Source organism: Streptomyces sp. NPDC003393 (assembly GCF_053589015.1).
The window spans coordinates 1-26,404 of sequence record NZ_JBSFRB010000010.1 but is presented as its reverse complement, the minus strand read 5'-3'; the positions used below and the strand labels follow the sequence as shown (position 1 = coordinate 26,404).

At 71.8% G+C, this 26,404-nt stretch carries 28 protein-coding genes and 1 rRNA gene; 10 read left to right on the top strand and 19 right to left on the bottom strand.

What is annotated here, in order from left to right; genetic code table 11:
* Nucleotides 1-254: 254 nt before the first annotated feature.
* On the bottom strand, nucleotides 255-1,157 hold the full coding sequence (locus ACWDUZ_RS12940) for an SAM-dependent methyltransferase (protein ID WP_451631870.1): 903 nt from the start codon (nucleotides 1,155-1,157) through the stop codon (nucleotides 255-257).
* Between the two features lie 202 nt (nucleotides 1,158-1,359).
* On the opposite strand from ACWDUZ_RS12940, the gene ACWDUZ_RS12935 reads away from it, so the two are divergent.
* Nucleotides 1,360-2,004, top strand: a complete 645-nt coding sequence (locus tag ACWDUZ_RS12935) for a hypothetical protein (protein ID WP_451631869.1) — start codon at nucleotides 1,360-1,362, stop codon at nucleotides 2,002-2,004.
* A 338-nt stretch (nucleotides 2,005-2,342) separates the two neighbouring features.
* Entirely contained in the window at nucleotides 2,343-2,537 is a 195-nt protein-coding gene (locus ACWDUZ_RS12930; RefSeq protein WP_451631868.1) for a hypothetical protein, read from the top strand.
* Here the strand turns inward: ACWDUZ_RS12930 and hemB are convergent.
* The gene (hemB, locus tag ACWDUZ_RS12925; protein WP_451631867.1) at nucleotides 2,501-3,493 is read right to left on the bottom strand and encodes a porphobilinogen synthase; all 993 of its coding nucleotides are present in this window, start codon (nucleotides 3,491-3,493) and stop codon (nucleotides 2,501-2,503) included. The two genes, ACWDUZ_RS12930 and hemB, sit on opposite strands and share 37 nt — an antisense overlap.
* A 5-nt stretch (nucleotides 3,494-3,498) precedes the next feature.
* The gene (locus tag ACWDUZ_RS12920; protein WP_451631866.1) at nucleotides 3,499-4,515 is read right to left on the bottom strand and encodes a helix-turn-helix transcriptional regulator; all 1,017 of its coding nucleotides are present in this window, start codon (nucleotides 4,513-4,515) and stop codon (nucleotides 3,499-3,501) included.
* Nucleotides 4,516-4,587: 72 nt separating this feature from the next.
* On the opposite strand from ACWDUZ_RS12920, the gene ACWDUZ_RS12915 reads away from it, so the two are divergent.
* The 3 genes from ACWDUZ_RS12915 (at nucleotide 4,588) to ACWDUZ_RS12905 (ending at nucleotide 6,860) form a co-directional block, all read left to right on the top strand.
* Complete coding sequence (locus ACWDUZ_RS12915; protein ID WP_451631865.1) at nucleotides 4,588-4,977, top strand: VOC family protein; 390 nt, start codon at nucleotides 4,588-4,590, stop codon at nucleotides 4,975-4,977.
* Between the two features lie 314 nt (nucleotides 4,978-5,291).
* Entirely contained in the window at nucleotides 5,292-5,546 is a 255-nt protein-coding gene (locus tag ACWDUZ_RS12910; RefSeq protein WP_451631864.1) for a hypothetical protein, read from the top strand.
* 9 nt (nucleotides 5,547-5,555) lie between these two features.
* A complete protein-coding gene (locus ACWDUZ_RS12905) occupies nucleotides 5,556-6,860 on the top strand; it encodes an MFS transporter (protein ID WP_451631863.1) in 1,305 nt (434 codons plus the stop codon).
* Nucleotides 6,861-6,921: 61 nt separating this feature from the next.
* Here ACWDUZ_RS12905 and ACWDUZ_RS12900 read toward each other — a convergent pair whose 3' ends face one another.
* Complete coding sequence (locus ACWDUZ_RS12900) at nucleotides 6,922-7,380, bottom strand: ATP-binding protein (protein WP_451631862.1); 459 nt, start codon at nucleotides 7,378-7,380, stop codon at nucleotides 6,922-6,924.
* Between the two features lie 127 nt (nucleotides 7,381-7,507).
* Here ACWDUZ_RS12900 and ACWDUZ_RS12895 point away from each other — a divergent pair, with 127 nt between their 5' ends.
* On the top strand, nucleotides 7,508-8,338 hold the full coding sequence (locus ACWDUZ_RS12895; protein WP_451631861.1) for a helix-turn-helix domain-containing protein: 831 nt from the start codon (nucleotides 7,508-7,510) through the stop codon (nucleotides 8,336-8,338).
* A complete protein-coding gene (locus ACWDUZ_RS12890) occupies nucleotides 8,335-8,517 on the top strand; it encodes a DUF397 domain-containing protein (protein WP_451631860.1) in 183 nt (60 codons plus the stop codon). The genes ACWDUZ_RS12895 and ACWDUZ_RS12890 overlap by 4 nt, the downstream gene beginning before the upstream one ends.
* A 51-nt stretch (nucleotides 8,518-8,568) precedes the next feature.
* Here the strand turns inward: ACWDUZ_RS12890 and ACWDUZ_RS12885 are convergent, their stop codons facing one another.
* The 5 genes from ACWDUZ_RS12885 to ACWDUZ_RS12865 form a co-directional block, all read right to left on the bottom strand.
* Complete coding sequence (locus tag ACWDUZ_RS12885; RefSeq protein WP_451631859.1) at nucleotides 8,569-10,278, bottom strand: uroporphyrinogen-III synthase; 1,710 nt, start codon at nucleotides 10,276-10,278, stop codon at nucleotides 8,569-8,571.
* Nucleotides 10,275-11,234 (bottom strand): hydroxymethylbilane synthase, encoded by a 960-nt coding sequence (hemC, locus tag ACWDUZ_RS12880; protein WP_451631858.1) that lies wholly within the window; start codon nucleotides 11,232-11,234, stop codon nucleotides 10,275-10,277. The genes ACWDUZ_RS12885 and hemC overlap by 4 nt, the downstream gene beginning before the upstream one ends.
* Nucleotides 11,231-12,973, bottom strand: coding sequence for a glutamyl-tRNA reductase (locus tag ACWDUZ_RS12875; protein WP_451631857.1), 1,743 nt, complete (start codon nucleotides 12,971-12,973; stop codon nucleotides 11,231-11,233). Before ACWDUZ_RS12875 ends, hemC begins: the two co-directional genes overlap by 4 nt.
* A complete protein-coding gene (locus tag ACWDUZ_RS12870) occupies nucleotides 12,970-13,746 on the bottom strand; it encodes a redox-sensing transcriptional repressor Rex (protein WP_451631856.1) in 777 nt (258 codons plus the stop codon). The genes ACWDUZ_RS12875 and ACWDUZ_RS12870 overlap by 4 nt, the downstream gene beginning before the upstream one ends.
* Nucleotides 13,747-14,054: 308 nt before the next feature.
* Entirely contained in the window at nucleotides 14,055-14,348 is a 294-nt protein-coding gene (locus ACWDUZ_RS12865) for a glutaredoxin family protein (RefSeq protein WP_451631855.1), read from the bottom strand.
* Between the two features lie 186 nt (nucleotides 14,349-14,534).
* Between ACWDUZ_RS12865 and ACWDUZ_RS12860 the strand changes: the two genes are divergently transcribed.
* The 3 genes from ACWDUZ_RS12860 (at nucleotide 14,535) to ACWDUZ_RS12850 (ending at nucleotide 18,273) form a co-directional block, all read left to right on the top strand.
* Nucleotides 14,535-15,458 (top strand): HAD family hydrolase, encoded by a 924-nt coding sequence (locus ACWDUZ_RS12860; RefSeq protein WP_451631854.1) that lies wholly within the window; start codon nucleotides 14,535-14,537, stop codon nucleotides 15,456-15,458.
* Nucleotides 15,459-15,977: 519 nt separating this feature from the next.
* Nucleotides 15,978-16,751 (top strand): ECF subfamily RNA polymerase sigma factor, BldN family, encoded by a 774-nt coding sequence (locus tag ACWDUZ_RS12855; RefSeq protein ID WP_451631853.1) that lies wholly within the window; start codon nucleotides 15,978-15,980, stop codon nucleotides 16,749-16,751.
* 232 nt (nucleotides 16,752-16,983) lie between these two features.
* Nucleotides 16,984-18,273 (top strand): DUF5667 domain-containing protein, encoded by a 1,290-nt coding sequence (locus tag ACWDUZ_RS12850; RefSeq protein WP_451631852.1) that lies wholly within the window; start codon nucleotides 16,984-16,986, stop codon nucleotides 18,271-18,273.
* 141 nt (nucleotides 18,274-18,414) lie between these two features.
* On the opposite strand, the gene ACWDUZ_RS12845 is transcribed toward ACWDUZ_RS12850, so the two are convergent.
* From ACWDUZ_RS12845 to rrf, 10 genes are all read right to left on the bottom strand, one after another.
* Complete coding sequence (locus ACWDUZ_RS12845) at nucleotides 18,415-19,536, bottom strand: lysophospholipid acyltransferase family protein (RefSeq protein WP_451631851.1); 1,122 nt, start codon at nucleotides 19,534-19,536, stop codon at nucleotides 18,415-18,417.
* A 14-nt stretch (nucleotides 19,537-19,550) separates the two neighbouring features.
* Entirely contained in the window at nucleotides 19,551-20,612 is a 1,062-nt protein-coding gene (locus tag ACWDUZ_RS12840) for an NAD-dependent epimerase/dehydratase family protein (protein ID WP_451631850.1), read from the bottom strand.
* Between the two features lie 221 nt (nucleotides 20,613-20,833).
* The gene (locus ACWDUZ_RS12835) at nucleotides 20,834-20,932 is read right to left on the bottom strand and encodes a 30S ribosomal protein bS22 (RefSeq protein WP_003948845.1); all 99 of its coding nucleotides are present in this window, start codon (nucleotides 20,930-20,932) and stop codon (nucleotides 20,834-20,836) included.
* A gap of 170 nt (nucleotides 20,933-21,102) precedes the next feature.
* Nucleotides 21,103-21,315, bottom strand: a complete 213-nt coding sequence (locus ACWDUZ_RS12830; RefSeq protein WP_004984898.1) for a helix-turn-helix domain-containing protein — start codon at nucleotides 21,313-21,315, stop codon at nucleotides 21,103-21,105.
* A gap of 129 nt (nucleotides 21,316-21,444) precedes the next feature.
* Nucleotides 21,445-22,260: a phosphatase gene (locus ACWDUZ_RS12825; RefSeq protein ID WP_451631849.1), complete on the bottom strand. Its 816-nt coding sequence runs from the start codon at nucleotides 22,258-22,260 to the stop codon at nucleotides 21,445-21,447.
* A gap of 97 nt (nucleotides 22,261-22,357) precedes the next feature.
* A complete protein-coding gene (locus ACWDUZ_RS12820; protein ID WP_451631848.1) occupies nucleotides 22,358-23,530 on the bottom strand; it encodes an acetoin utilization protein AcuC in 1,173 nt (390 codons plus the stop codon).
* Nucleotides 23,481-24,692: an MFS transporter gene (locus tag ACWDUZ_RS12815; protein WP_451631847.1), complete on the bottom strand. Its 1,212-nt coding sequence runs from the start codon at nucleotides 24,690-24,692 to the stop codon at nucleotides 23,481-23,483. The genes ACWDUZ_RS12820 and ACWDUZ_RS12815 overlap by 50 nt, the downstream gene beginning before the upstream one ends.
* Nucleotides 24,693-24,767: 75 nt before the next feature.
* Nucleotides 24,768-25,511, bottom strand: coding sequence for a VC0807 family protein (locus ACWDUZ_RS12810; protein WP_451631846.1), 744 nt, complete (start codon nucleotides 25,509-25,511; stop codon nucleotides 24,768-24,770).
* A gap of 93 nt (nucleotides 25,512-25,604) precedes the next feature.
* Nucleotides 25,605-26,249: an HAD family hydrolase gene (locus ACWDUZ_RS12805; protein ID WP_451631845.1), complete on the bottom strand. Its 645-nt coding sequence runs from the start codon at nucleotides 26,247-26,249 to the stop codon at nucleotides 25,605-25,607.
* 62 nt (nucleotides 26,250-26,311) lie between these two features.
* A 5S ribosomal RNA gene (gene rrf / locus ACWDUZ_RS12800) occupies nucleotides 26,312-26,404 on the bottom strand; the annotation flags it as partial.

The following is a 26,404-nucleotide window of genomic DNA, read 5'->3' as shown; positions in this document are numbered from 1 at the left end:
GACCGGCATCCCGCCGTCGAGGGGCACCTCGGCTGGACACCTGTCCCGGCAAGCCATCCGTGACAGGTCGCCGTCACCCTTGCGAACGTACGCTGCCGGGTGCGGAAGAGCTCCTGCAACCCGCAGCGACAGCCCCGGCGTGGACTGGAACGCGGTCAAGGCCTTCGGCTGACCCCTGCGCACGCCACCGGGCCCCGGCCCCCTTTCCCAGGGGCGGACGGGGCCCGACCGCCGCCCGGCCTCCGGCTCGCGTCCTACGCCTTGCGGCCCAGTGCCGCGTAGACGTTGATGTCGGCATCCGTCACGTCGTTGATGTCGGCGTAACGGACCTTCTCGATGTCCTCGAGACCCTTGAGGTAGGAGGCTTCCGGCTGCTCGGGCACGGGGGCCGCGTGGTCGGGGCGCCAGTGGTGGGCGGGGACGACTCCGGGCTCCACCGGCTTCAGGCCGCTGTCCGTGAAGAAGCGCTCGACCTCGGCCCTGGAGCGCAGCACGAACGTGAAGCCCCGTTCGGTGTAGGTGCGTTGCACCGCACGGATGTTCTCCGGGTTGAGGTCCTCGGTGAGATGGCTGAGGACCAGCCGGCTGCCGGAGGGCAGAGCTTCGACGAGTTCGCGCACGATGCCGTACGCCTCCGCGTCCTCGACGAAGTGCAGGATCGCGACCAGGCACAGTGCGATCGGCTGGTCGAAGTCGAGGGTCCTGGCGGCCTGTTCGAGGATGTGCGCCGGGTTCCTCAGGTCGGCGTCGATGTAGTCGGTACGGCCCTCGGGGCCGCTGGTCAGCAGCGCGCGGGCGTGGGCGAGGACCACGGGGTCGTTGTCGACGTACACCACCCGGGAGTCCGGGTTGATCCGCTGGGCGATCTGGTGGACGTTCTCCGACGTGGGCAGGCCGGTGCCGATGTCCAGGAACTGGCGGATGCCGTCCTGGGTGGACAGCGTGGTCACGGCGCGCCGCAGGAAGTCGCGGTTGTGCCGTACGTCGAGATAGCCGCGCGGATTGGCGGCGAGCCCGGCGGCGGCCGCGGCGCGGTCGGCCGGGTAGTGGTCCTTGCCACCGAGGAAGACGTCGTAGACCCGGGCGGGATGAGCCTTGCCGGTGTCGATCCTCCTTCGCAGCTCGGCGGGGTCCTGACTGAGGGCGTCACCGGACATGAGCGTCTCCCTGACAGTTGCGGCTGATCTTCAACAACCTAACTCCCACGGAGACTTGATGGTGCCCAGGACGGCGAACCCGGACGGGCCGCTTTCCCTGAGACCGGGTGACGGTCCTGGAGCCGCCCTCGACCACGACGGCGGCTCCACCACCCCGCCGGGAGGCGCCGCCGACTGCTCGTCGGGCATTAGGGTCACCGCCATGACCACACTGATGACGTACGCCGGTCCGGTCGGTGATCGGGCTCCTGTGGCGCGCACGGGCGGAATCCCCTTGGCGCCCGACGCCTTTACCTGGCCGTTGTGCGCCGCCTGCTCCGGGCCGATGATGTTTCTCGCCCAGTTGCCGGTGGACGGCCCCGACGCTCAGGGTTCGGGTTCGGTCGTGGACGCACGGCACATCCTGTCCGTCTTCATGTGCCAGAACGACCCTGGGCTGTGTGAGGAGTGGGATTCCCTCGCCGGTGGCAACCGAGCCTTCCTCTTCCCGAGATCCGGTCTCGCGGCCGTCGTCGTGCCGACGGATGGCGTGACCGTTGCTCCGGAGACGTGCGGCATCGACTGCGCGGTCGTGGCCGAGGACGACTATCACACGGCGCGAAGCCATTGGTCCGAGGCCCACGGCCGACCTGTGCGGGATGTCCTCGGTCAGTTGGCCGGGACTCCGTCGTGGCTGCAGGCCGACGAGACTCCCGCGTGTCCTTCGTGCGGCCGCGCGATGGGTTTCGTGGCTCAGCTGGAAGAAGGACACGACCATCGGACATCGATGAACTTCGGTGGAGGCGGCCGAGGGTACGCCTTCGCCTGCACGCCCTGCGGGAAAGGGTCCTTCCTCTGGCAATGCTGAACTGTTCAGCACCTGTGCGGCACAGCACGGGTCCACGACCCTCACCTGACCATCGCGGGTACCACCATCAGGGTCCCGGCCAGGGGCGGCCGGGGCCCGGCCTCCACCCGGCCTCCGCCGGAGATGGGCACCGCCCGTAGGCGCGGGTCGAGTCGGTCGCCGGCGACTGCTGTGCCCGGTGCTGCGGGCGTCCCGGACCGCGTTCGAGCGGGAGGGCGTTCCCGCAGCTCAAAGCTGGTTCGGCCGTCCCGGCGTCCCGCATCCGCGGCAGGCTGTGGCGCGCGAGGCGGGTCACGGGCGAGGCTGTCGGCATGCCTGTACGACCTCGGACCCCGACGATGCCCGCACGCACTGTCCGTACCCGCCGACTGGCCGCGGCCGCGGCCCTTGTCGCCCTCGCGACCGGCGCCCTGACGGCCTGCCACGACGGCGAGGGCCTGCGCGACGAGGGCCCCTCGCACACCGTGCGGCAGCCGTGCCCCGCCACGGCCCCGGCTCAGCGCAGCTTCTGCGCGACCTCGGTGGCCCAGTAGGTGAGGATGTTCCGCGCCCCGGCCCGCTTGATGCCGGTCAGGGTCTCCATGATGGCGCGGTCCCGGTCGATCCAGCCCTTCTCGGCGGCGGCCTCGATCATCGAGTACTCGCCGGAGATCTGGTAGGCGGCGACGGGCACGTCCACGGCGTCGGCGACCCGGGCGAGGACGTCCAGGTAGGGACCGGCAGGCTTCACCATCACCATGTCCGCCCCCTCCTCCAGGTCGAGGGCCAGCTCGCGCAGCGACTCGCGCAGGTTCGCCGGGTCCTGCTGGTAGGTCTTGCGGTCGCCCTTCAGCGAGGAGCCGACGGCCTCCCGGAAGGGCCCGTAGAAGGCGGAGGAGTACTTGGCCGTATAGGCGAGGATGGCCACGTCCTCCCGCCCGATCTGGTCCAGCGCGTCACGGATGACACCGATCTGCCCGTCCATCATCCCGCTGGGCCCGACGACATGGGCGCCGGCGTCGGCCTGCACCTGGGCCATCTCGGCGTACCGCTCCAGGGTGGCGTCGTTGTCGACGCGGCCCTCGGCGTCCAGGACGCCGCAGTGCCCGTGGTCGGTGAACTCGTCCAGGCACAGGTCGGACATGACGAGCAGCTCGTCCCCGGCCTCGGCCCGCACGTCGCGCAGCGCGACCTGGAGAATCCCCTCCGGATCGGTCCCGGCCGTCGCGAGGGCGTCCTTCTTGGACTCCTCCGGCACGCCGAACAGCATGATCCCGGAGATCCCGGCCTCCACCGCCTGGGCAGCGGCCTTCTTCAGGGTGTCCCGGGTGTGCTGCACGACCCCGGGCATCGCCGCGATCGGCACGGGCTCGCTGACACCCTCCCGCACGAACGCGGGCAGGATCAGGTCCGCCGGGTGCAGTCGCGTCTCGGCGACCATGCGGCGCATCACGGGGGTGGTACGCAGCCGACGAGGACGCGTACCGGGAAAGGATCCGTACTTCGTCATGCCCTCTACGCTACGCCCGCCGCTCCCGTGCCTTTGCCGACGCCGAGTCGGTCGCCCGCGCACGCCTCGTCGTCCGCGTTGAGCTCCAGCAGCTCCCGGGTACGGCGCGCCAGGGCGTGGCGTACGGCGTCGGGGGCCAGCACCCGCAGGGGTACGGCCAGGCCGGCGAGGTACCGGGCGAGCCCGTCGGCGTCGGGTCCGCCGACGTCGACGATCGTGGCGTCCGGACCCTCCGGCCGGTGCGTGCCGACCGTCGCCGGGATCACGCGCAGCGCCTCGTCCAGGGGCAGGGCCAGCCGGATCGTCGCGCTCAGCGGGTAGGGGCCGTTGGCCGTGGAGCGGGAGACCAGCTGAGCGGGGTCGGGCGGGTCGGCCAGTTCCACAGGCTGCCCGGTCGGCTGGAGCCGCGCGACCCGGTCCGCCCGGAAGGTACGCCACTGGTCGCGTGCCACGTCCCGGGCGACGAAGTACCAGCGGCGTCCGGTGTGGACGAGACGGTAGGGGTCGACGTCCCGGACGGTGGCCCGTCCCTGCACGTCCCGGTACGACAGGCGGGCGCGCTCGCCCCGGCGGCACGCGGCGGCCAGGTCCAGCAGCATGCTCGGCGCGATCTGCGGCTCGCTGGCTCGCGGGGTGTGCACGAAGGCGGCATCCATCTCGCCCAACCGGTCCGCGATCCGCCGCGGCAGCACCTGCCGCAGCTTCAGCAGGGCCGACAGCGCAGCCTGGTCACCGCCCAGAGCGCCGCTCAGCGCCGCCTCGCGCAGCCCCACGGCCACGGCGAGGGCCTCCTCGTCGTCGAGGATCAGCGGCGGCACCCGGGAGCCGGCCCGCAGCCGGTAACCGCCCCACGGACCGGGCTCGGACTCGACGACGTAGCCGATCTCCCGCAGCCTGGCGACGTCGCGCCGCACCGTGCGCTCGGTGACCCCGATCCGCTCGGCCAGCTCGGCACAGGTCCACGACGGCCGGGCGGCCAGCACGGAGACCAGCCGGAGCAGACGGACGGAGGCACTGATCACTCTCGGAAGTCTTCCACGGACGGGTCAGGATGAGGACCGGAACTGTCCGGGTCATGGCCTACGGTCCTGCGCATGACGACTGAGAACACCGCCTCCGCGCCCACGTTCCGCTACGCGGCGGTCACCTTCGACTGCCCCGACCCCGCCGAACTGGGCCGCTTCTACGGGGAGGCCCTGGGCCTGCCCGTCGCCTTCTCCACCGACGACTTCGTCTTCCTCGCCCGGGAGGGCGCGCCCGGCCTGGGCTTCAACCGCCTCACCGACTACCGCCGCCCCACCTGGCCGGACCCCGCGCAGGAGAAGCAGGCCCACCTCGAGGTGGGCGTCGACGACCTGGAGGCCGCCGAGTCCCGCCTGCTCTCCCTGGGCGCCGCCAAGCCCGACCACCAGCCGTCCCCCGACCGCTGGCGAGTCCTCCTGGACCCCGCCGGCCACCCGTTCTGCATCACCACGCTGGTCTGACCGCCGACCGTCCTGCCTGCCTGCCCGCAGGCGCCCGACGCCGAACCTCTGCGATGCGCCGCCACCGCGGTGCAAGCGGCCGACGAGCACCGGGCGACGCCATCGTGCACCTCCTGCCCCCTGCCGTGGAACGCGGGGGGAGGACGGCGGCGCCGCGCCGTCCCCTTCACAGGGGCGACACCTGGTCGAGCCGTCGGTCCGGCGTGGCATGCTCAGGTCGATGGATGGAGCAACACTGGGGTACCCGGTGGGCGGACCCGCGTCCGCCTCCGGGTGGGGGCGCCACGAACCGGCGGTGCTCGACACCGCGGACCATGACAGCGCCGTACCGCACTCGCCCGGTGACGGGCAACACCGTGCGGCTCGACGCGCTGGGCCGACCGGTCCGGTACATGCGCGAAGCGGAGTCCGGACCGCGGGAGTTCGCCGCACGCCTGCCCGGCGACGGCCGGTGGCCGACCGCCTCGGCCGGCGTGGCGTGCGAACTCGCGGAACCAGGCTTCCTGTACGCATCAAGGCCCTGGCCCCGGAGGGGCGCGGACGCGCCCGCGCTGTCGGCCACGGGGTGACGGAAATCGATGACTGACGCCGGCCTGCGCTCCGAATCCGCCCCCGACCGCTCCGGAGCCGCGCTCCTGCGCCGGCTCGTCAGGGCCAACGCGCTCAGCGCGGTGGGGGACGGCGCACGGTACGCCGGGCTGCCGCTGCTCGCGGCGGAGGTCACCGACGGTGACCCGTTCCGGGTCTCGGTGGTCGCGGCCGCGGGCCGGGCCGCGTGGCTCCTGGCACCGGTCATCGGCACCCTGGTGGACCGCATGCCCGGTCGCCGGGCCATGGTCGGCGCCGATCTGGCGCGCTGCCTGATGCTGGCGCTGCTCGGCGTGCTGGCGACGGTCCACGCAGCACCCGTCGCGGTCCTGGTCCCGATCGCCTTCGTGTCGGGCATCGCGGAGATCTTCTTCGACGGCGCGGCCCAGGCGATCGTGCCCGCACTGGCTGCCGACCACGAGTTGGAGCCGGCCAACGCGCGGATCATCGCAGCACAGATCACCGGTACCGGATTTCTGGGACCGCCCCTGGGCGCCGCGCTGTGGGCGGTGTGGCAGCCGCTGCCGTTCCTGCTGGACGCACTCACCTTCCTCGGCTCCGCGGCACTGCTTCGGAGCCTTCCCACCCGGGCCTGGGGCGTGCGCGCGGACGGGGACGAACGCGCCCGCCGCGGCATTGCGGGCGTGCTCCGCGACAGCTGGGCCGGGCTGGCTCTGCTCGCACGGCACATGGTGTTCCGCCGCCTGATGGTGGTCGTCGCTGTCCTCGGCATCGGACAGCAGGCGGTCTACGCCATCCTCGTGGTGTACGTCGAGCGACGGCTGGGGCTACCGTCCTACGGCTACAGCCTGATGCTCGTGGCGGCGGCGCTGGGCAGCCTCGCGGGGGCGAGGACAGCGGCCCGAGCGGCCCGCAGGCTCGGCACCCGGGGCAGTCTCGTGCTCTCGGTCAGCGGGTCGGCGATGAGCTATCTCGTCGTCGCCGTACTGCCGTGGTGGCCCCTGGTCGGGATCATGCTGGCGGTGAACAGCGCCGCCGTCGTGCTGTGGAACGTGTGCACCGTGTCACTGAGGCAGCGGCTCGCCCCGGCGGACATGCTGGGCCGAGTCATCAGTGGGTACCGGCTCGCCGCCTGGGGCACCATGCCGCTGGGCGCGGCGCTCGGCGGCACCCTGGCGCGGCGCGAGGGCCTGGACACGCCCTGGCTCATGGCCGGGGTCCTGCTGCTGGCATGTCTTCCGCTGCTGCGCGGCATGACGGCACCTGCCGCGACTGCCCCGCCGGGGAGCCCCTCGACGACTACGACGAAGCCGATGAAAACCGATGATGCCTGAGAACTGTTTCCCTGGGTTCTTTGGTCTCTCACCGCCGAACCCTGGGGTCCCGCGTCACCGGTCACGCACTTCCCGGCTCCGGTGCGAAGTGCGTGGACCGCCCGGCCGGGTCGAGTTCCGCCCACACCGTCGTGCACGGCGCCGGGCCGGTCCGTACGCCCCAGCGGTCCGCCAACTCCTCGACCAGCAGCAGGCCGTAGCCGGTCTCGGCCGGTCCGGTGGCGGACGCCCGCCGGGCGGGCAGTGCGTCGCCGCGTGTGTCGGTGACCTCGATGCGCAGCACTCCCCCGGCCGTCACCGCGAGGGCGAGCCGGAAGCTCCGGCCGGGAACCCTGCCGTGCAGCGCGGCGTTCGCCGTCAGTTCGGCGACGATCAGCCGGGCGGGATCCAACGGCAGCCCCAAGGAGCGCAGTTGCTCGGTCGCGAGCAGCCGGCCGAGGCGGGCGCCGCGCCGGGTCGCGGAGAGGGTCACGCAGAACTGACGCGCAGGAATGTGGAGGGTGGAGATTTGCTCGTTCACGTTACTCAGCGTGTCCGGGCGCGCATAGCCTGTGAAGAACGGCGGCCCGTGCGGACCGGGGCTGTCCGTGTGGTGTCCGGCTCCGTCCGGGCCGTACGGGGTGACTGGTGTCGGGAGGGCGACGGACGTGAGCGACTGGGACGCGGGGCTGGAGGACGACGAGGCCGGGGCGGTGATGCGGACGGTCTCACGGCAGCTGAAGCTGTGGCGGGAGGCGGCCGGGCTCACCCAGGCCGAGTTCGGGGCCGCGATCGGGTACGGGGAGGAACTGGTCTCCTCGGTGGAGCGGGGGCGGCGGATTCCCCGGGCGGAGTACCTGGACAGCGCGGACGAGGTGCTGGGCGCGGGTGGCCGGATCGCAGCGATGAAGAGGGACGTGGCGGAGGTCCGGTATCCGAAGAAGGTGCGGGGTCTGAAGAAACTGGAGGCAGAGGCCACTGAGCTGTGCGCCTACAACAACTCCGTCGTCCATGGGTTGTTGCAGACGGAGGAGTACGTGCGTGCGTCGATGGCCACCCGGCGGCCACCGTTCACGGAGGAGGAGTTGGAACAGCAGGTGGCCGCCCGCCTGGCGCGTCAGGAGATCCTCGCCGAAGCGCCCTTGCGCGTCTTCAGCTTCGTCCAATGCGAGTCGACGCTGCGACGCCCGGTCGGTGGCAGGATGGTCATGCGAAGGCAGCTCGAACACCTGTTGGCCGTCGGTCGGTTCAGGAACGTCGACTTGCAGGTCCTGCCCATGGACCGCGAGGACAACGCCGGTCTGGCGGGCTCGTTCAGGCTGCTGCGGCTGCGGGATGGCAGCACTGTCGGACACAACGAGGTCCAACTCGTCAGCCGCGTGATCACCGACCCGAAAGAAGTTCAGGTGCTGGACATCCGCTATGGGATCATCCGCGCACAGGCTCTCACCCCTCGTGAGTCACTGGCCTTCATCGAGAAAGTGCTTGGAGAGACATGAAGCTGGAGTGGATAAAGAGCAGCTACAGCACGCCTGACGGCCCCGACTGTGTCGAGGTGGCCGCCCCCGACCGGGACCACGTCCTCGTCCGCGACTCCAAGAACCCCACCGGCCCCCGCCTCACCCTCGCCCCCGCCGCCTGGGCGACCTTCCTGCCGTACGCCGCCACCGGGCGCTGAAAAGCGGTTGGAGCGCCCCGCAAGGGCGCTCCAACCGCCTCGAAACCCGCCTCAGGTCGTCGACCGACGCCTCCGCGCCCCCGGCCGCCGCTCGCTGGGCCGCGTCACCGGGTCGCCGGCCTCCAGGGCGGCGGCCCTCCGCTTCATGCCGAAGTCGGCCAGCGCCTCCGCCAGCTTGTGGACCGACGGCTCCGGGGCCATGACGTCCACCCGCAGGCCGTGCTCCTCGGCCGTCTTGGCGGTCGCCGGGCCGATGCAGGCGATCACGGTCACGTTGTGCGGCTTGCCCGCGATGCCGACGAGGTTCCGGACCGTCGACGAGGACGTGAACAGGACCGCGTCGAAGCCGCCGCCCTTGATCGCCTCGCGAGTCTCCGCCGGGGGCGGCGAGGCGCGCACGGTGCGGTACGCCGTGACGTCGTCGACCTCCCAGCCCAGCTCGATCAGGCCCGCCACCAGGGTCTCCGTGGCGATGTCGGCGCGCGGCAGGAAGACGCGGTCGATCGGGTCGAACACCGGGTCGTAGGGCGGCCAGTCCTCCAGGAGACCCGCCGCCGACTGCTCGCCGCTGGGCACCAGGTCGGGCTTCACGCCGAAGGCGATCAGGGCCTTGGCCGTCTGGTCCCCGACCGCCGCGACCTTGATGCCGGCGAACGCGCGGGCGTCCAGGCCGTACTCCTCGAACTTCTCGCGGACCGCCTTGACCGCGTTGACCGAGGTGAACGCGATCCACTCGTAGCGGCCGGTGACCAGGCCCTTGACGGCGCGCTCCATCTGCTGGGGGGTGCGCGGCGGCTCCACGGCGATCGTGGGCACCTCGTGCGGCACGGCCCCGTAGGAGCGGAGCTGGTCGGAGAGCGATGCGGCCTGCTCCTTGGTGCGCGGCACGAGCACCTTCCAGCCGAACAGCGGCTTGGACTCGAACCAGGAGAGCTGCTCGCGCCGCGCGGCGGCGCTGCGCTCACCGACCACCGCTATCACCGGCCGGCCGCCGTCCGGGGACGGCAGGACCTTGGCCTGCTTCAGGGTCTGCGCGACCGTGCCGAGGGTGGCGTTCCAGGTGCGCTGGCGGGTGGTCGTACCGGCGACGGTGACCGTCATCGGGGTGTCCGGCTTGCGGCCGGCCGACACCAGTTCCCCGGCCGCCGCGGCCACCGAGTCCAGCGTCGTGGACATCACGACCGTGCAGTCCGAGGCGCCGACCTCCGTCCAGCAGCGGCCTGAGGCGGTGCGGGCGTCGACGAACCGTACGTCGGCGCCCCCGGCGTCGCGCAGCGGCACACCGGCGTACGCGGGCACGCCGACGGCGGTCGCGATGCCGGGGACGACCTCGAAGGGCACCCCGGCCGCGGCGCAGGCGAGCATTTCGGCGGCGGCGTCCGTATCCAGTCCCGGGTCCCCGGACACCGCACGGACGACCCGCCTGCCGCCCCGTGCGGCCTCCATGACAAGATGTGCGGCATCCCGCACCGCGGGGGCTCCGACGGTTGTTGACGTGCTGTCAACGACTGTGAGCTGGGGCGTGCCCGTGCCCGGAACAGGGTCCGACGAGGGATCCGTGTCCGTGTGCACGACGGCGACGCCCTGGCGGGCGTGCGTGCGTACGACGTCGAGCACCTCGTGCTCGGCGACGAGGACGTCCGCGTTCGCCAGTGCCTCGACGGCGCGCAATGTCAGCAGTCCCGGATCCCCGGGTCCGGCACCGAGGAAGGTGACGTGCCCGTGCTCCGGACCGGCGGCAGGAAGGGTGGTGGGGCTCAATGTGCTCGCTCCCCCATCAGACCGGCCGCGCCCTGGGCGAGCATCTCGGTGGCGAGTTCGCGACCGAGTGCCCTCGCATCGTCGTGCGTCCGGGGCACGGGACCGGTGGTGGACAGCTGCACCAGCGTGGTGCCGTCGGGGGTGCCGACGACGCCGCGCAGGCGCATTTCCTTGACAGTCTGCCCGTCGGCCAGAAGGTCGGCCAAGGCGCCCACAGGGGCGCTGCAACCGGCCTCCAGGGCGGCGAGCAGTGACCGCTCGGCCGTCACGGCGGCCCGTGTGAACGGGTCGTCGAGCTGGGCGAGCGCGGCGAGGAGTTCCGCGTTGCCCGCGGTGCACTCGATCGCCAGGGCCCCCTGGCCGGGGGCGGGCAGAACCGTGTCGACCGACAGGAAGTCGGTCACTTCGTCGCTGCGGCCGATCCGGTTCATGCCGGCCGCGGCCAGCACGACCGCGTCCAGCTCGCCGCCGCGCACGTATCCGATGCGGGTGTCGACGTTGCCCCGGATCGGGACCGTCTCGATGTCCAGGCCGTGGGCGCGGGCGTACGCGTTCAGCTGGGCCATGCGGCGCGGCGCGCCGGTGCCTATCCGCGCGCCGCGGGGCAGGTCGGTGAACTTCAGCGCGTCCCGGGCGACGACCACGTCACGCGGGTCCTCGCGCTCGGGTATCGCGGCCAGGACCAGCTCGTCGGGCTGCGTGGTGGGCAGGTCCTTGAGCGAATGAACCGCGAAGTCCACCTCGCCCCGCAGCAGCGCCTCGCGCAACGCCGCGACGAACACGCCCGTGCCGCCGATCTGCGCCAGGTGCTCGCGGGAGACGTCGCCGTAGGTGGTGATCTCGACGAGCTCGACGGGCCGTCCGGTCACCTGGCTCACGGCGTCCGCCACCTGCCGGGACTGGGCCATGGCGAGTTTGCTCCGCCTGGTCCCCAGCTTCAGTGCCTTGGTACTCATGCCGGCCCTCGGTTCTTGCCGTTCTTCTCGGAGTCTTCGTCGGCCCGGGAGACGGAGGCCACCGTCTCCGGGTCGAGGTCGAACAGGGTGCGCAGCGCGTCCGCGTACCCGGCGCCGCCGGGTTCGGCCGCGAGCTGCTTGACCCGGACGGTCGGCGCGTGCAGCAGCTTGTCGACGACGCGCCGCACGGTCTGCGTGATCTCCGCCCGGTGCTTGCCGTCCAGGCCGGGCAGCCGCCCTTCCAGGCGGGCGATCTCGCTGGCCACGACGTCGGCGGCCATGGTGCGCAGGGCGACGACGGTGGGTGTGATGTGTGCCGCCCGCTGGGCCGCCGCGAAGTCGGAGACCTCGCCCGCGACGATACGGCGGACCTGGTCGACGTCGGCCGCCATCGGCGCGTCCGCGGACGCCTCCGCGAGCGACTCGATGTCCACCAGGCGCACCCCGGCCAGCCGGTGCACGGCCGCGTCGACGTCCCGCGGCATGGCCAGGTCCAGCAGGAACAGCACCGGCTCGGGGCGCGGCGGCACGGCCACCGGCTCGGGCCGGCGCAGCTCGGGGACGCGGCCGACGGTGGCGACGGTCGCGGCGAGCGCGGTGATCAGCTCGGCGTCGGCCTCGACGACCCGCTCGACGGGCTCCCGGCGGTCCACGGTGCCGTTGTCCACCCAGGTGCCGTGCTGCTCCAGGGTGGCCGCGTCGATGCCGGCGACGGCGGACTGGCCCAGCAGGGAGAAGCCGGGCTCCACGGAGGCCAGGTCGAGCGGGCAGCCGTCCTCGGCGCCGACACCGGCGGGCGGCAGCGGGGTCTCGCGTACGTCCGCCTTCACGGCCGTACGACGCTCCCCGGCGTCCTCGGCGGGGCCCTGGCCGTCGGCTTCCGTGGCGGGCGCGCCCGTGCGGCCCTCGACGGCGGCGGCGATCGACTCGGCGGTCAGCACCAGCCCGGTCGCACCCGTGCAGGAGACGGCGACGTCGGCACGTGTCAGCTCGCGCGGTACCGCGTTCATCGGTACCGCGCGGGCCAGCACGTCCGTGTCGTCGCCCTCGGTGAGGATCCGGGCCAGGCGCTCGGCGCGCTCCTGGGTGCGGTTGGCGATCACGATCTCGGCGACTCCGGCGCGCGCCAGCGTGGCGGCGGCCAGCGACGACATCGAGCCGGCGCCGATGACCAGGGCCTTCTTGCCGCGGGCCCAGTCGGTGACGGCCGTGCCCGCGGACAGCTGCTCCAGGCCGAAGGTCACCAGGGACTGTCCGGCGCGGTCGATGCCGGTCTCGGAGTGAGCGCGCTTGCCCACCCTGAGGGCCTGCTGGAACAGGTCGTTCAGCAGGCGCCCGGCGGTGTGCAGCTCCTGCGCGCGGGCCAGGGAGTCCTTTATCTGGCCGAGGATCTGGCCCTCGCCGACGACCATGGAGTCCAGCCCGCAGGCCACCGAGAACAGGTGGTGGACGGCCCGGTCCTCGTAGTGGACGTAGAGGTAGGGGGTGAGCTCCTCCAGACCGACGCCGCTGTGCTGGGCGAGCAGGGTGGACAGCTCGGCCACACCGGCGTGGAACTTGTCCACGTCCGCGTACAGCTCGATGCGGTTGCAGGTGGACAGGAGCGCGGCCTCGGTGGAGGGCTCCGCGGCGACGGTGTCCTGCAACAGCTTGACCTGGCCGTCCGTGTTCAGCGAGGCCCGCTCCAGCAGGCTGACCGGGGCGCTGCGGTGGCTCAGTCCGACGACGAGAAGACTCATGCCGGCATCACGGCGGGCACGTCCCCGTCGGGTCCCTGGTCGGTGGACGCCTTGCGGGCGGCGGCAGCGGCCGCGGCGGCGCCGGGCAGGGCGGTCTCGGCGGCGGACTCCTCGCCCGCCTTGCGCTGCTCGTGGAAGGCGAGGATCTGCAGCTCGATGGAGAGGTCGACCTTGCGCACGTCCACGCCCTCCGGGACGTTCAGCACGGTCGGCGCGAAGTTCAGGATGGAGGTCACCCCGGCGGCGACGAGCCGGTCGCAGACCTGCTGGGCGGCGCCCGCGGGGGTCGCGATCACGCCGATCGACACGCCGTTGTCCTGGATGATCTTCTCCAGGTCGTCGGTGTGCTGGACCGGGATGCCGGCCACGGGCTTTCCGGCCATCGCGGGGTCGGCGTCGATGAGGGCGGCGACCCGGAAGCCGCGGGAGGCGAAGCCGCCGTAGTTGGCGAGCGCGGCGCCGAGGTTACCGATACCGACGATCACAACCGGCCAGTCCTGGGTGAGCCCCAGTTCACGGGAGATCTGGTACACGAGATACTCGACGTCGTAGCCGACGCCCCTGGTCCCGTAGGAACCGAGGTAGGAGAAGTCCTTGCGCAGCTTCGCGGAGTTGACCCCCGCCGCGGCCGCGAGCTCCTCGGAGGAGACCGTGGGTACCGAGCGCTCCGACAGCGCGGTCAGGGCTCGGAGGTACAGCGGAAGCCTGGCGACGGTGGCCTCGGGAATCCCTCGGCTACGGGTCGCCGGTCGGTGAGTTCGGCCAGTTGCCACGGTGCTCCTGCGGGTAGAGCGGGGCTGTGGGCGGTCATACGTCCCCGGACCGCCCCGTCGACAGCAGGCTATGTCTTTGTGAACGCGTGCACAAAGATTGTGTCCGATTTGCCCGGCCAACGTGACCGGGGTCACGCGCCCCCGGCGCACATGTGGGGAACCGGCGCACTCGCACCCGCGTTCCTTCTTTGTCGGGGGCAAAACCGCACACGCTCCTCTACGATCCCCACCCCCGAGACCAGGTCGCCGTCGATCCTAAGCGACATTCGGCCAGTTTGGACTCGTCGGTCAGTTCCCGGACCGGACCGTCAGACAGACCCGCCGGTCAGCGCCTTGCGCAGCCGTTCCTCGTGCACACGCCAGAAGGTGTGCTGCTCCCCGTCGATCAGCACCACGGGAATCTGCTCCCAGTACCGCTCGTGCAGCCGCGAGTCCTCGGTGATGTCCTTCTGCTCCCACGGCACGCCGAGATCGGCGCAGACCTTCTCGACGACGGCCTGGGCGTCGTCGCACAGATGACAGCCGGGCTTGCGGACGAGCGTGACGAGCCGGTCCCCGGGGGCCGGGGGCCTACGACGGAAGAGGGGAGTCATGTCGGCCATTGTCACTCGTCTCCGGCCCGCCCCCACCACCGCGCGGGATCCGCCGTCACCACTTCCCCACGACCGCTTTCACCGGTTCCCGCGGACCGGGCCCCGTGGTCCCCTTGACGACACGGACGCGCGGAGTTCACGGCCTGCGAACCTCATGGCCCCGGAACCGCCGAACGGACTGGCTATGCTCACGGCATGGCCGCTCTCGGATGGCTCACCCCCCGTAGGCGCTCCGCCACCGCGCGGAGCGTGCTGGCAGGCGAGGCCTCGGCGGAGGCCGCGCGCAAGTCCTCGCAGGAGACGAACGTCGCGCCGCCTGCCGAGGAAGCGGAGTTCCCCGTGCCCGGGGACGACCGCGCCGCCGCCTTCTTCGACCTGGACAACACCGTCATGCAGGGCGCGGCGCTGTTCCACTTCGGCCGGGGTCTGTACAAGCGGAAGTTCTTCGAGACGCGCGACCTCGCCAAGTTCGCCTGGCAGCAGGCGTGGTTCCGGCTGGCCGGCGTCGAGGACCCCGAGCACATGCAGGACGCCCGGGACTCGGCTCTGTCGATCGTCAAGGGCCACCGGGTCGCCGAGTTGCAGTCCATCGGCGAGGAGATCTACGACGAGTACATGGCCGAGCGGATCTGGCCGGGCACCCGGGCCCTTGCCCAGGCCCACCTGGACGCCGGCCAGAAGGTCTGGCTGGTCACCGCCGCGCCGGTGGAGATCGCCCAGGTCATCGCCCGGCGCCTCGGCCTGACCGGCGCACTGGGCACGGTGGCCGAGTCGGTCGACGGCGTCTACACCGGGCGCCTGGTCGGCGAACCGCTGCACGGCCCGGCCAAGGCCGAGGCGGTACGCGCCCTGGCGGCGGCGGAGGGCCTGGACCTGTCCCGCTGCGCCGCCTACAGCGACTCCCACAACGACATCCCCATGCTGTCGCTGGTCGGCCACCCCTACGCCATCAACCCCGACGCCAAACTGCGCCGCCACGCCCGCGAGATGGACTGGCGCCTGCGCGACTACCGCACCGGCCGCAAGGCCGCCAAGGTCGGCATCCCCGCCGCGGCGGGCGTGGGCGCGGTGGCCGGCGGCACCGCTGCGGCCATCGCCCTCCACCGCCGCCGCCGCTGACGCCATCCCGCGACCGCGTCGAGGAGAGCGCCCGGGGAGCCCGGGGCGCACCCCGGCGGGTGCGGGGTGCGCCCCGGACCGCACCCCGCACCCGTCCCCGCGTGCCGCCCGCCGCGGCCGGCCGGCACGCAGCGTGACCAGAGCCCGTTCGAGACAGACCGGACGCCTCCTGCCGGGCTTCACATCGGTCGCACGGGTGCGACGCACCCGGATTCCGATCAAACGACCGAACATACCCATGCACCGCCCTGGCCATACCCCTTGGCGGTACACCGCCACAACACGCCCCCGACCGACACCGAACCCGGACCGGACCGGTCAACAATCGGTCACTCCCCGACACTTGATAGGGCGTCAATCGGTTACGGAAGCGACGTAATCGATGATTTGAGCAACTCGGCGTAGCAGTGCCTGTACGAAGCGTTATTCTCCTCAGACGCAATCCGGTACCCCTCCGTCGCCACGACGGGTGAACGGTTCCGCACTGCACGTGATGGAAGCTCTGCCTCTGGGAGTCCCGTGTACCCACACGTCGGGGTTGACGCCTCGGGCCTGGCTACGCTCCGCGCAACGGTCCTCGACCTGCTGCGCGGCCTCGTCCCCACCGCGTACGCCGGCCCCGCATTCGCCACCGCCGCCCCCGTAGGCCCGTGCTACGCGCTGGCCGAGGGCGGCGCCGCCGCCGTGGGCAGACGCGGACGCCCGAGCGCCGGCGCGACCGTACGCCGCCCGGCCGCGGACAGCGACAGCGCCCGGATGATGGACCTCGTCGAGCGCGCCCAGGCGGGCGAGGCCGAGGCCTTCGGCCGCCTCTACGACCAGTACAGCGACACCGTGTACCGGTACATCTACTACCGCGTGGGCGGCAAGGCCACCGCCGAGGACCTCACCAGCGAGACCTTCCTGCGCGCACTGCGCCGCATCGGCACCTTCACCTGGCAGGGCCGCGACTTCGGCGCCTGGCTGGTCACCATCGCCCGCAACCTGGTCGCCGACCACTTCAAGTCCAGCCGCTTCCGCCTGGAGGTCACCACCGGCGAGATGCTCGACGCCAACGAGGTCGAGCGCTCCCCCGAGGACTCCGTCCTGGAGTCCCTGTCCAACGCCGCCCTCCTCGACGCCGTACGACGGCTCAACCCCCAGCAGCAGGAGTGCGTCACGCTCCGTTTCCTCCAGGGCCTCTCCGTCGCGGAGACCGCCCGGGTGATGGGCAAGAACGAGGGCGCCATCAAGACCCTTCAGTACCGCGCCGTACGCACGCTCGCCCGGCTCCTCCCGGACGACGCCCGCTGACCGCCCACGCTCGGCCACGTCCAACTCACTTTCCGTCACGGCGTGTTGACTTTCCGATCGGATGCTCCGGCGTCCGTAACCGAAGTGCCGAGCCGCTCGTTGTGCGGGATACAGGCTCCCTGTGGTCACGCCTTGGCCCACGCTGATCACTCGTTCGGGTGGTGCGGACGTGGGCGGGCAACCCCCAGGACCCCGGGGGAGTCGACCGTCATGACGAGAGGAGGTGCCGCCAGTGATCGCGAACGTATCGGCGCACCGGCGGGCGAACGCCTTCGCCCAGGCCCTGGAGGAGCTGTCCGACCAGGGCACGGCGGCCGAGCAGCCCGAAGGACCGGCCCCCGCCCCGGCAGCCACGGAACAGACCGAGCAGGGCCGCCTGTTGGCTCTCGCCGACGGTCTGGGCGCGCTGCCCCGGCCGGAGCTGGACCCCGAGGTCAAGGTCGTCCAGCGGGCCCGACTGGTGGCCGCGATGGAGGCCATGCTTCAGGAGGGCACAGCTGCGGGCGAGGCGAGTGACCTGTCAGTGCCCGGCCAAAGGGGCGCAGCGACTTCCTTGGAAGGGCGGTGGCGGGAGACGGGCGGGCGTTCTCACCGGGCCAGAGGCGCCCACCGGGCGAGCGGCCTGGGGAAACTACGGCCGCGCACGCGGCTGACCAAGGGCCTGGCGGCCGGCGGACTCAGCGTGGGTGTGGCCGCGGGAGCCTTCGGCGGGGTTGCCGCCGCCAGCTCCGACGCCCTCCCCGGTGACTCGCTGTACGGCCTGAAGCGCGGCATCGAGGACTTCAAGCTCAACTACCTGACCGACGGCGCCGACGAGCAGGGCCAGGCCTACCTCGACCTGGCCTCGACCCGCTTGAACGAGGCCCGCCGGCTCCTCGACCGGGGCCGCGGCGGCCATCTCGACCACGAGTCCCTGGGCGAGATCCGCCGCACCCTGACCGGGATGCAGCACGACGCCTCCGAAGGCCACCGCCTGCTGCACGAGGCGTACCAGCGCGACCCCGACCACCTCGGCCCCATCCAGGCCCTGTCGACCTTCTCCAAGGCCCACCGCGAGACCTGGGGCGCCCTGCGCGAGAAGCTGCCGGTGCAGCTCGGCGACGTCAGTGACCAGGTGTCGTCGGTCTTCGACGCCATAGACCAGGAGGTCGCCCCGCTCCAGTCGCTGCTCCCCCAGCCGCCCGCGCCCGGCGCCGGCGCCGGCACACAGCGTGGAACCGGCGCTCACCCGTCCTCCGAGCCGCCCGGCTCCGACCGGTCGGCCCGGCCCGGTACCGGTACCGCCTCGGACGGTCACCCGTCCCACAGCGGCAGCCCCAGCTCCTCGGCCGGTTCCGGCGGCGAGAGCGGCGAGGGCCTGCTCGGCGGCACCACCGGCGGCCTGCTCGACCCGCCCAAGGCCGGCGGCAGCGCCTCCCCCTCCGAGAGCACACCGCCCGCAAGCGATCCGGACGTGACCATCCCGCCCCTCCTCCCAGGCCTCCTCCCCGGCCTCGGCATCGACAGCGACGACGCGAGGTAGGCGCACGGCCGAGCACACGGCCCGGACGAAAGGCAGAGACCGGTCCACGACGACGGGGCGCCCGCTACGCGAGGGCGCCCCGTCGTCGTGGCTCCGCCGGACTCACCGCCGCCCGGCTCCGGAAATCTCGGGGGAACAGAGTCAGAAGAACACCGACCTGCGCTGCACCAGCAGCTTGTACAGCGTGTGCTGGATCTGCTCACGGACCTGGTCGGTCAGGTTGAACATCAGCATCGGATCCTCCGCCGCCTCCGGCGGATACCCGTTGGTCGGGATCGGCTCACCGAACTGGATCGTCCACTTCGTCGGCAGCGGGATCGCCCCCAGCGGCCCCAGCCACGGGAAGGTCGGCGTCAGCGGGAAGTACGGGAAGCCGAGCAGCCGGGCCAGAGTCTTGGCGTTGCCGATCATCGGGTAGATCTCCTCCGCCCCGACGATCGAGCAGGGAATGATCGGCGCGCCCTGCCGCAGCGCCGTGGAGACGAAACCGCCACGGCCGAACCGCTGGAGCTTGTAGCGCTCGCTGAAGGGCTTCCCGATCCCTTTGAACCCCTCCGGCATCACACCGACCAGCTCGCCCTGCCCCAGCAGCCGCTCGGCGTCCTCCGCGCAGGCCAGCGTGTGGCCCAGCTTGCGGGCGAGCTCGTTGACCACCGGCAGCACGAAGACCAGGTCGGCGGCGAGCAGCCGCAGGTGCCGCCCGGCCGGGTGGTGGTCGTGGACGGCGACCTGCATCATCAGCCCGTCCAGCGGCAGCGTCCCGGAGTGGTTGGCGACGATCAGCGCGCCGCCCTCCTTCGGGATGTTCTCGATGCCCTTCACATCGACCCGGAAGTACTTCTCGTACACCGGCCGCAGCAGGGACATCAGCACCTGGTCGGTGAGCTCGGCGTCGTAGCCGAAGTCGTCGACGTCGTACTCCCCGGTCAGCCGTCGGCGCAGGAACGACAGACCGCTCGCGACCCGCCGCTCCAGGCCGCCGCGCCCGCCCGCACCCTCCTCGGCTCCCTCGGGCTCGCCCGTCGGCGGAGACGGCACCGACGGCCCCGCCTGGAGCGTCGGCCGGTCCCGCGAACCCTCGCCGGCCTCGGAACCGCCCTCCGGTCCGGCGGCGGCCCTGCCCGGCAGCGGCTGCACCTCCCGGACGACCGCGGGCTCGGCGCCGGAGCGCCGGCTCCCCGCGCTCCGGCGCCGCGACGGCCGTGCTCCGCCGCCCCCGCGGGACCGGTCGTCGTCGAACGGAATGACCTTGGCGTCCGCCATCGTTGCTGCGCTCCTCAGTTGGCGCTCTGCGTCGGGGGGTGGCCGCTGCCCCGCAGGGACAGCGCGGCGATCCGGTCGACGGCCCCCGCAAGGGCCTCCGGCGGCAGCAGTCCGGGGCCGCGGCTGCGGACGAAGTCCGCGAAGGTCTCCGCGGTCGTGTACTTGGGTGTGAAGCCCAGCGTCTCGCGCATCTGATCAGTGGCCACGACCCGGCCGTGGGTGAGCAACCGGATCTGCTCCGGTGAGAAGTCCGTCATACCCAGCGTACGCACCAACGAGCCCACCCACGTGACGGCGGGCAGCAGCAGCGGCACCGTGGGGCGCCCCAGCCGCCGCGCGCACTGCGAGAGCAGCAGGACGCCGTCACCGGCGATGTTGAAGGTGCCGCTGTTCAGCGTGCCGCGACGCGCCTCGTGCGAGGCGATCCGCAGCACCTCGATCACATCGTCCTCGTGCACGAACTGCAGCCGCGGGTCGTAGCCGAACACCGTCGGCAGGACCGGCAGCGCGAAGTAGGAGGCCAACGGGGTGTCCACGGTCGGCCCGAGGATGTTGGCGAACCTGAGCACGCACACGGCCACGTCCGGCCGCCGCCGCGCGAAGCCGCGCACGTAGCCCTCGACCTCGACCGTGTCCTTGGCGAAGCCGCCGCTGGGCAGGGATTTGGCCGGGGTGGTCTCGGTGAAGACCGCCGGGTCGCGGGAGGCGGAGCCGTAGACGTTGGTGCTGGACTTCACCACCAGCCGCTTCACGCTCGGCGACTTCTGGCAGGCGCCGAGCAGCTGCATGGTACCGATGACGTTGGTCTCCTTGACCGTCGCCCGGCTGCCGCCGCCCAGCGCGATGCCGGTGACGTCCATGTGGACGACCGTGTCGGCACCAGTCTCGGCGAGCACCCGCGCGATGGTGGGGTGCCGGATGTCCGCCTGGATGAAGTCCGCACCGCCCAGATGATGCTCCGGTGGCACCGCGTCCACGGCGACGACCCGGTCCACCTGCGCATCACGCTGGATCCGCCGTACGAACCGGCCCGCGAGCCGGCGGGCCACTCCGGTCACCAGCACGACCTGTCCCACGATCAGCGCCTTCCTTCGCGTCGCACACCGCGTTCCCCGTGGACGCCAACCTATCGGGTCGGTGTTGCGCTGTGATGACCACCGACTGCGCGAAGTGACAAAAATGGCCCCCACCAGGCGAAGAACGGATACGGCCCCCCACCGTGGAGGTGGGGGGCCGCGGTCACGCTCTCGCGATGCCGCGCACCAGATCTCAGGGGATCACGGCGCGACGGGCGTCACTACTTCTTGTTGCGACGCTGGACGCGCGTGCGCTTCAGCAGCTTGCGGTGCTTCTTCTTGGCCATCCGCTTGCGCCGCTTCTTGATAACAGAGCCCACGACTACCCTCGCTCACTTCTCATCACTCGGTGTTTGGGCGCCATGGGCCCACACGACCTACGAGGGGTCAGCCTACCCGCCCGAGCCCCAAGGTCGTTAATCGAGGTGCCCGGAGGGACCCGGAAGTGCCCTGTACTGCCCGTACGGATCCCCCACGGATCGTCTGGTCGTCAGGCGGTTTCCACCCCCACATAGCTCTCACGGAGGTACTCGTGAACCGCCTGCTCCGGGACGCGGAAGGACCGCCCGACCCGGATCGCGGGCAGATGACCGCTGTGCACCAGCCGGTACACGGTCATCTTCGACACTCGCATCACCGAGGCGACCTCCGCCACGGTAAGGAACTGAACCTCGTTGAGAGGCCTCTCGCCAGCTGCAGCCATGACACACCTGCACCTTCCGCACTCGACGGCCACCGGCTTCCCCTTCCGGTGACTCTTCGTCGCTGCGTGCTCACTCCCCAGACTAGGGGCGGGTGATGCAAGTGGGGAAGAGGTGCACCCATCGGCGGCCTACTGTGACAGACACGCTCGATTGAGCACGTAGCGGGTGAGCGGGCGGTAGTAGGCGGCCCGCACCGCGTCGTCAAGCGGAACGACGACGGACACGCGCCCCTCCGCCTGCCCCACGAACAACGCGGGGTCGTCCGTATCGGCCAGCCCCATGGCCTCGAACCCCAGCTGACCTGCTCCGCAGACCCAGCCGTGGTCCCCGATCACCAGCTCGGGCAGCGGGCCGCCGGCGTCCGCGGCCGCCTGAAGCGCCAGCCGAACCGGGAGCGGCGAGTGCGAGTGCGCGCCGGGCTCACAACCGGGGCGTTCGCCCTCGGCGGGCCGCACCAGCCCGACACCCCGTACGTAGGCGAGACGGTGCGTACGTAGACCGAACCGGGTCGTTATGTCGACACAGCGACCCTGCGCCGGGGTGAGGACGGTACATCCCGCCGCCGACAACGCGTCCGCCAGCGCGGCGTAGAAACCGAGCAGCCGGTGCGGGTGCCCGGTGCCCAGGAGCACGCACGCGCGGCGCCGGGCGGCCGTGCCGAGCCGGTCCGCGAAAGCCCCCAGGGCGGCGAGCGTCAGCTCCGGGTCGATCACGTCACGGCCGGCGGTGTGCCCGGGATCGGCCGAGACCCCGCACCTTCGTGCCATCAACTCGATCAGTTCCCGTTGCTCCCATGCCCGTTCGGGATCGATTCCGATCAGTGTCCGGGGGTCCCGGGCCGCGAACAGCCGATAGCTGCGCAGACTGGCCTCCCTCATGGTGGCCACGACCCCGGCCAGTCCGGCACCCACCAGATGGGCGCGCAGTGCGGCGGTGTTCAACACGAGTGCGATGGTGACGCACGGACGACGGGGGCGTCCCGGGAACCACGGAACACCCCACGGTCGGCCTAACAGGAGCTGACGGCACCGTCCCGACCTCCTACGCCAGCATCCCGCGCAGCGGGAACACCGCCCGCCGGGTCGCCAGGATCGCCTGGTCCAGCCGGTCCGCCGGGTCGTAGCCCGCCTCCCAGTCCGCCCAGGACACCGGCCACCGCCCGTCCGTCATCCGCATCGGCCCCAACTGCCGGGTCCGCGCGTACACTTCCTGCCGCCAGCTCTCCGGGATCACCGTCTCCGGTTCCACCGGCCGCCCCGCCACGATCCCCACCAGATGCGTCCACGAGCGCGGTACGACCTCCACCACGGCGTACCCGCCGCCGCCCAACGCGACCCACCGCCCGCCCGCGTACTCGTGCGCCAGGTCGTGGCAGGCCAGCTGCACCGCCCGCTGTGCGTCCAGCGACACCGCCAGATGCGCCAGCGGGTCCTCGAAGTGCGTGTCGGCGCCGTGCTGCGTCACCAGCACCTGCGGCCGGAAGTCGGCGAGCAGTTCCGGCACCACCGCGTGGAACGCCCGCAGCCAGCCCCGGTCCCCCGTCCCCGCCGGCAGCGCGACGTTGACGGCCGACCCCTGCGCCCGCGGGGCGCCCGTCTCCTCCGGCCAGCCCGTCTGCGGGAACAGCGTCCGGGGGTGCTCGTGCAGCGAGATCGTCAGCACCCGGGGGTCCTCCCAGAACGCGGCCTGCACGCCGTCCCCGTGGTGCACGTCGACATCGACGTACGCGACCCGCTCGGCCCCCAGTTCGAGCAGGCGGGCGATCGCCAGCGCCGCGTCGTTGTAGACGCAGAACCCCGAGGCCGAGCCCGGCATCGCGTGGTGCAGCCCGCCCGCGAAGTTCACCGCGTGCGACACGTCCCCCTGCCAGACCGCCTCCGCGGCCCCCACCGACTGCCCGGCGATCAGCGCGGACACCTCGTGCATCCCGGCGAACGCCGGGTCGTCCAGCGTCCCGAGGCCGTACGACCCGTCCGCCGACGCCGGATCCGCCGACGCGGCCTTCACCGCCTCGAGGTAGTCCTCCCGGTGGACCAGCCGCAGCGTCGAATCCCCGGCCGGTCTGGCCGCCACCACCCGCGCCTCCCGGTCCACACCGAGGGCGTCGACCAGTTTCCGGGTCAGGGCCAGGCGGACCGGATCCATCGGATGGTCCGGCCCGAAGTCATACCCCGTTACTGCCTCGTCCCACATCAGCTGTGCGCGGCCGCTCATGCCCGCCACCGTATCGGTCCGGCCGCGCCTCGAAGGACCTGGCGTACACCAGCGTCACCAGCACCAACACCATCGGCACCAGCATCGCCCCGCGATAGCTCCACGCGTCGCCCAGCGCGCCCACCAGCGGCGAGCCGACCAGGAAGCCGACGTAGTTGAAGATGTTGAGCCGCGCGACAGCCGCGTCCGAAGCACCCGGGAACAGCCGTCCCGCCGCCGCGAACGTCTGCGGCACCAGCACGCACAGGCCCAGACCCAGCAGCGTGAACCCGAGCATCCCGAACCACGCCCCGGGCGCCGAGGCCACCACCGCGAACCCGCCGGCCGCCACCAGCGTCCCGAGCCGTACGACCGTCACCGCCCCGAACCGCCGGACCCCGAAGTCCCCGATGGCCCGCCCCAGCAGCGTGGTCACCATGTACACGTTGTACGGCACGGTCGCCAGCTGCTCGGAACTGCCCAGCACGTCCTTCAGATACTTCGCGCTCCAGTTGGAGACGGTGGAGTCCCCGATGTAGGCGAAGGTCATCACCAGGCACAGCGGCAGCAGCAGCTTGAAGACGACGCCCCCGCCCCCGGCGCCCTGCTCCTCGACGGGAGCCGGATCCCCGTCCACGTACCAGCGGCTCCCGACGAGCGTCGCCGGCAGCAGCACCGCCACCACCGGCAGATACGACACCCACAGCGCCAGATGCCAGTGCGCCCCCGCCCAGGCCAGCGAGGCCCCCAGGATCCCGCCCAGGCTGTACACGGCATGGAAGCTGAGCATGATGCTGCGCCCGTACGACCGCTGGAGGCTCACCCCGAGCATGTTCATGGAGGCGTCCAGCGCGCCGACGGCCAGCCCGAACGCCGCGAGGGCGACGGCCATCTCGACGAGGCGGTCACCGGCCCCCACGCCGAGCAGGGCCAGCAGCACCACCGGCTGGGACCAGCGCAGCAACCGGCTGGGCCGCACCCGCCGCACCAGGCGCTCGGTGGTCACGCTGCCGACTCCGGCGAGGATCGGCACGGCCGCCAGAAAGACCGGCAGCAGGGCGTCGGAGACGCCGTACCGGTCCTGGACGGCGGGAATGCGCGTCACGAGAAGGGCGAAGGCGACGCCCTGGGCGAAGAAGCTGAACGCCAACGAGGCCCTACCGCGCCGCAGCACTTCTGTCATGGCGGCGAGCGTAGGGCCCAGGGCTACCGGTGGGTAGATCCGGTCAAAGATGAATTCTGTTCAGCTTCCCTCGGGTCACTCGGCGGGGGCACCGGCCGCCGCGAGAGTGGAACCAGGGGTCGGGGTCGGGGTCGCGGTCGTGCGGTCGGCGGCGGCGGGGGTCGTGGCGGTGCGTTCGGCGCGGCAGGTCTCCACGAGGAGCATCCGCGCCATCGGCCCGGCGGCGAGCGCACCGCTCACGAGGAACCCGGTCACCATCGCCGCGACCATGATCACGTTTCCCAGCCACACCATGGTGTCCACGGGCAGTGTGTAGGCCCCTACCACGCGGACCACGCACTCGCCGAGCAGCACCACGCCCCACACCACCGAGAAGACCTTCTCGGCGCGCCGGAACTCCGCGGAGCCGGCCACCAGCCGCGCCCACCCGGCCTCGCGCTCCGCGTCACCCTTGACCAGCCAGGGCTTCATGCCCGCGGTCATCATGGGCCTGCCCAGTGCCACGGACACCAGGATGCCGATGCCGATCGCGCTGCTCACCCCGCTGTCCTTGGCGAGCATCAGCCGCGGGTCGCCGGCCACGAGGCTGAGCAACAACCCGACCACGTTGACGAACAGGATGAGCGCGGCGAACGCGTTGACCCTGCGCTCCCTGACCAGGCTCCACCCGGTCCGCAGGGCGGGCACCACACTGCTCCACCCCAGGGCCGCGAGCGTGCTCATCCCGAACGCGTCCTTGAGCAGGTAGTACCCGCCGACCGGCACCGCCACGTCCACCAGCAGGGGGGCGAGCTTCGCGCGCTTCGTGTTCGTCGTCATGCCCTCAGCTTCGCGGTCGAGGGGGGTCCTCCAGTAGAAACGATCGTCCGGAGGTCCGCGTGACAAATGTCAGCCCGGAGCCGATGGCCCCGGTCATATCAGCAGGTCAGCCAACTCCTCCATGGTGGCGAAGAGTTGTGTCGCCCCGTCGAGCCTGCTCGCGGGCGTCATCCCGGTGAACCCGAACACGTCCATCCCGGCGGCCGCGGCCGCCTCGACGCCGAGCGGGGAGTCCTCCACGACCAGGCACCGGACGGGCTCCACGCCCATCCGCTCGGCCGCGTACAGGAAGAGGTCGGGTGCCGGCTTCCCGCGCCCGACGTCCTGCGAGCTGAAGATGCGCTCTTCCCCGAACCACCGGTCGAGTCCGGTCGTTCTGTGGCCCACCCGGATCCGTTCATGGCTGCCCGACGACGCCACGCAGTACGGCACCTCGTCCGCCGCCAGCTTCTCCAGCACCTCGGTGACACCGGCGACCGGCTTCAACTCCCGCTCGAACGCGGCGAAGACTCTGGCGTGGAAGACGTCGTCGAACTCGTCCGGCAGCCTCCGGCCGGTCCGCTCCAGGACCAGGTCGTGCACGCGGTGCATGGCCGACCCCATGTAGTCGCGGATAGAGTCCTCGTAGGAGGTGGGGTGCCCCAGTTCGGTGAGGTAGGCGGCGAGCAGCCTGTTGGAGATGGGCTCGCTGTCGACGAGGACGCCGTCGTTGTCGAAGATGACGAGGTCGTAGCGCATGCAGTCGAGCATAAACGCAGAAAGGCCCACGCCTTTTCGGCGTGGGCCTTTCCTGAAGAGTTGTTCGGCGGTGTCCTACTCTCCCACAGGGTCCCCCCTGCAGTACCATCGGCGCTGTAAGGCTTAGCTTCCGGGTTCGAAATGTAACCGGGCGT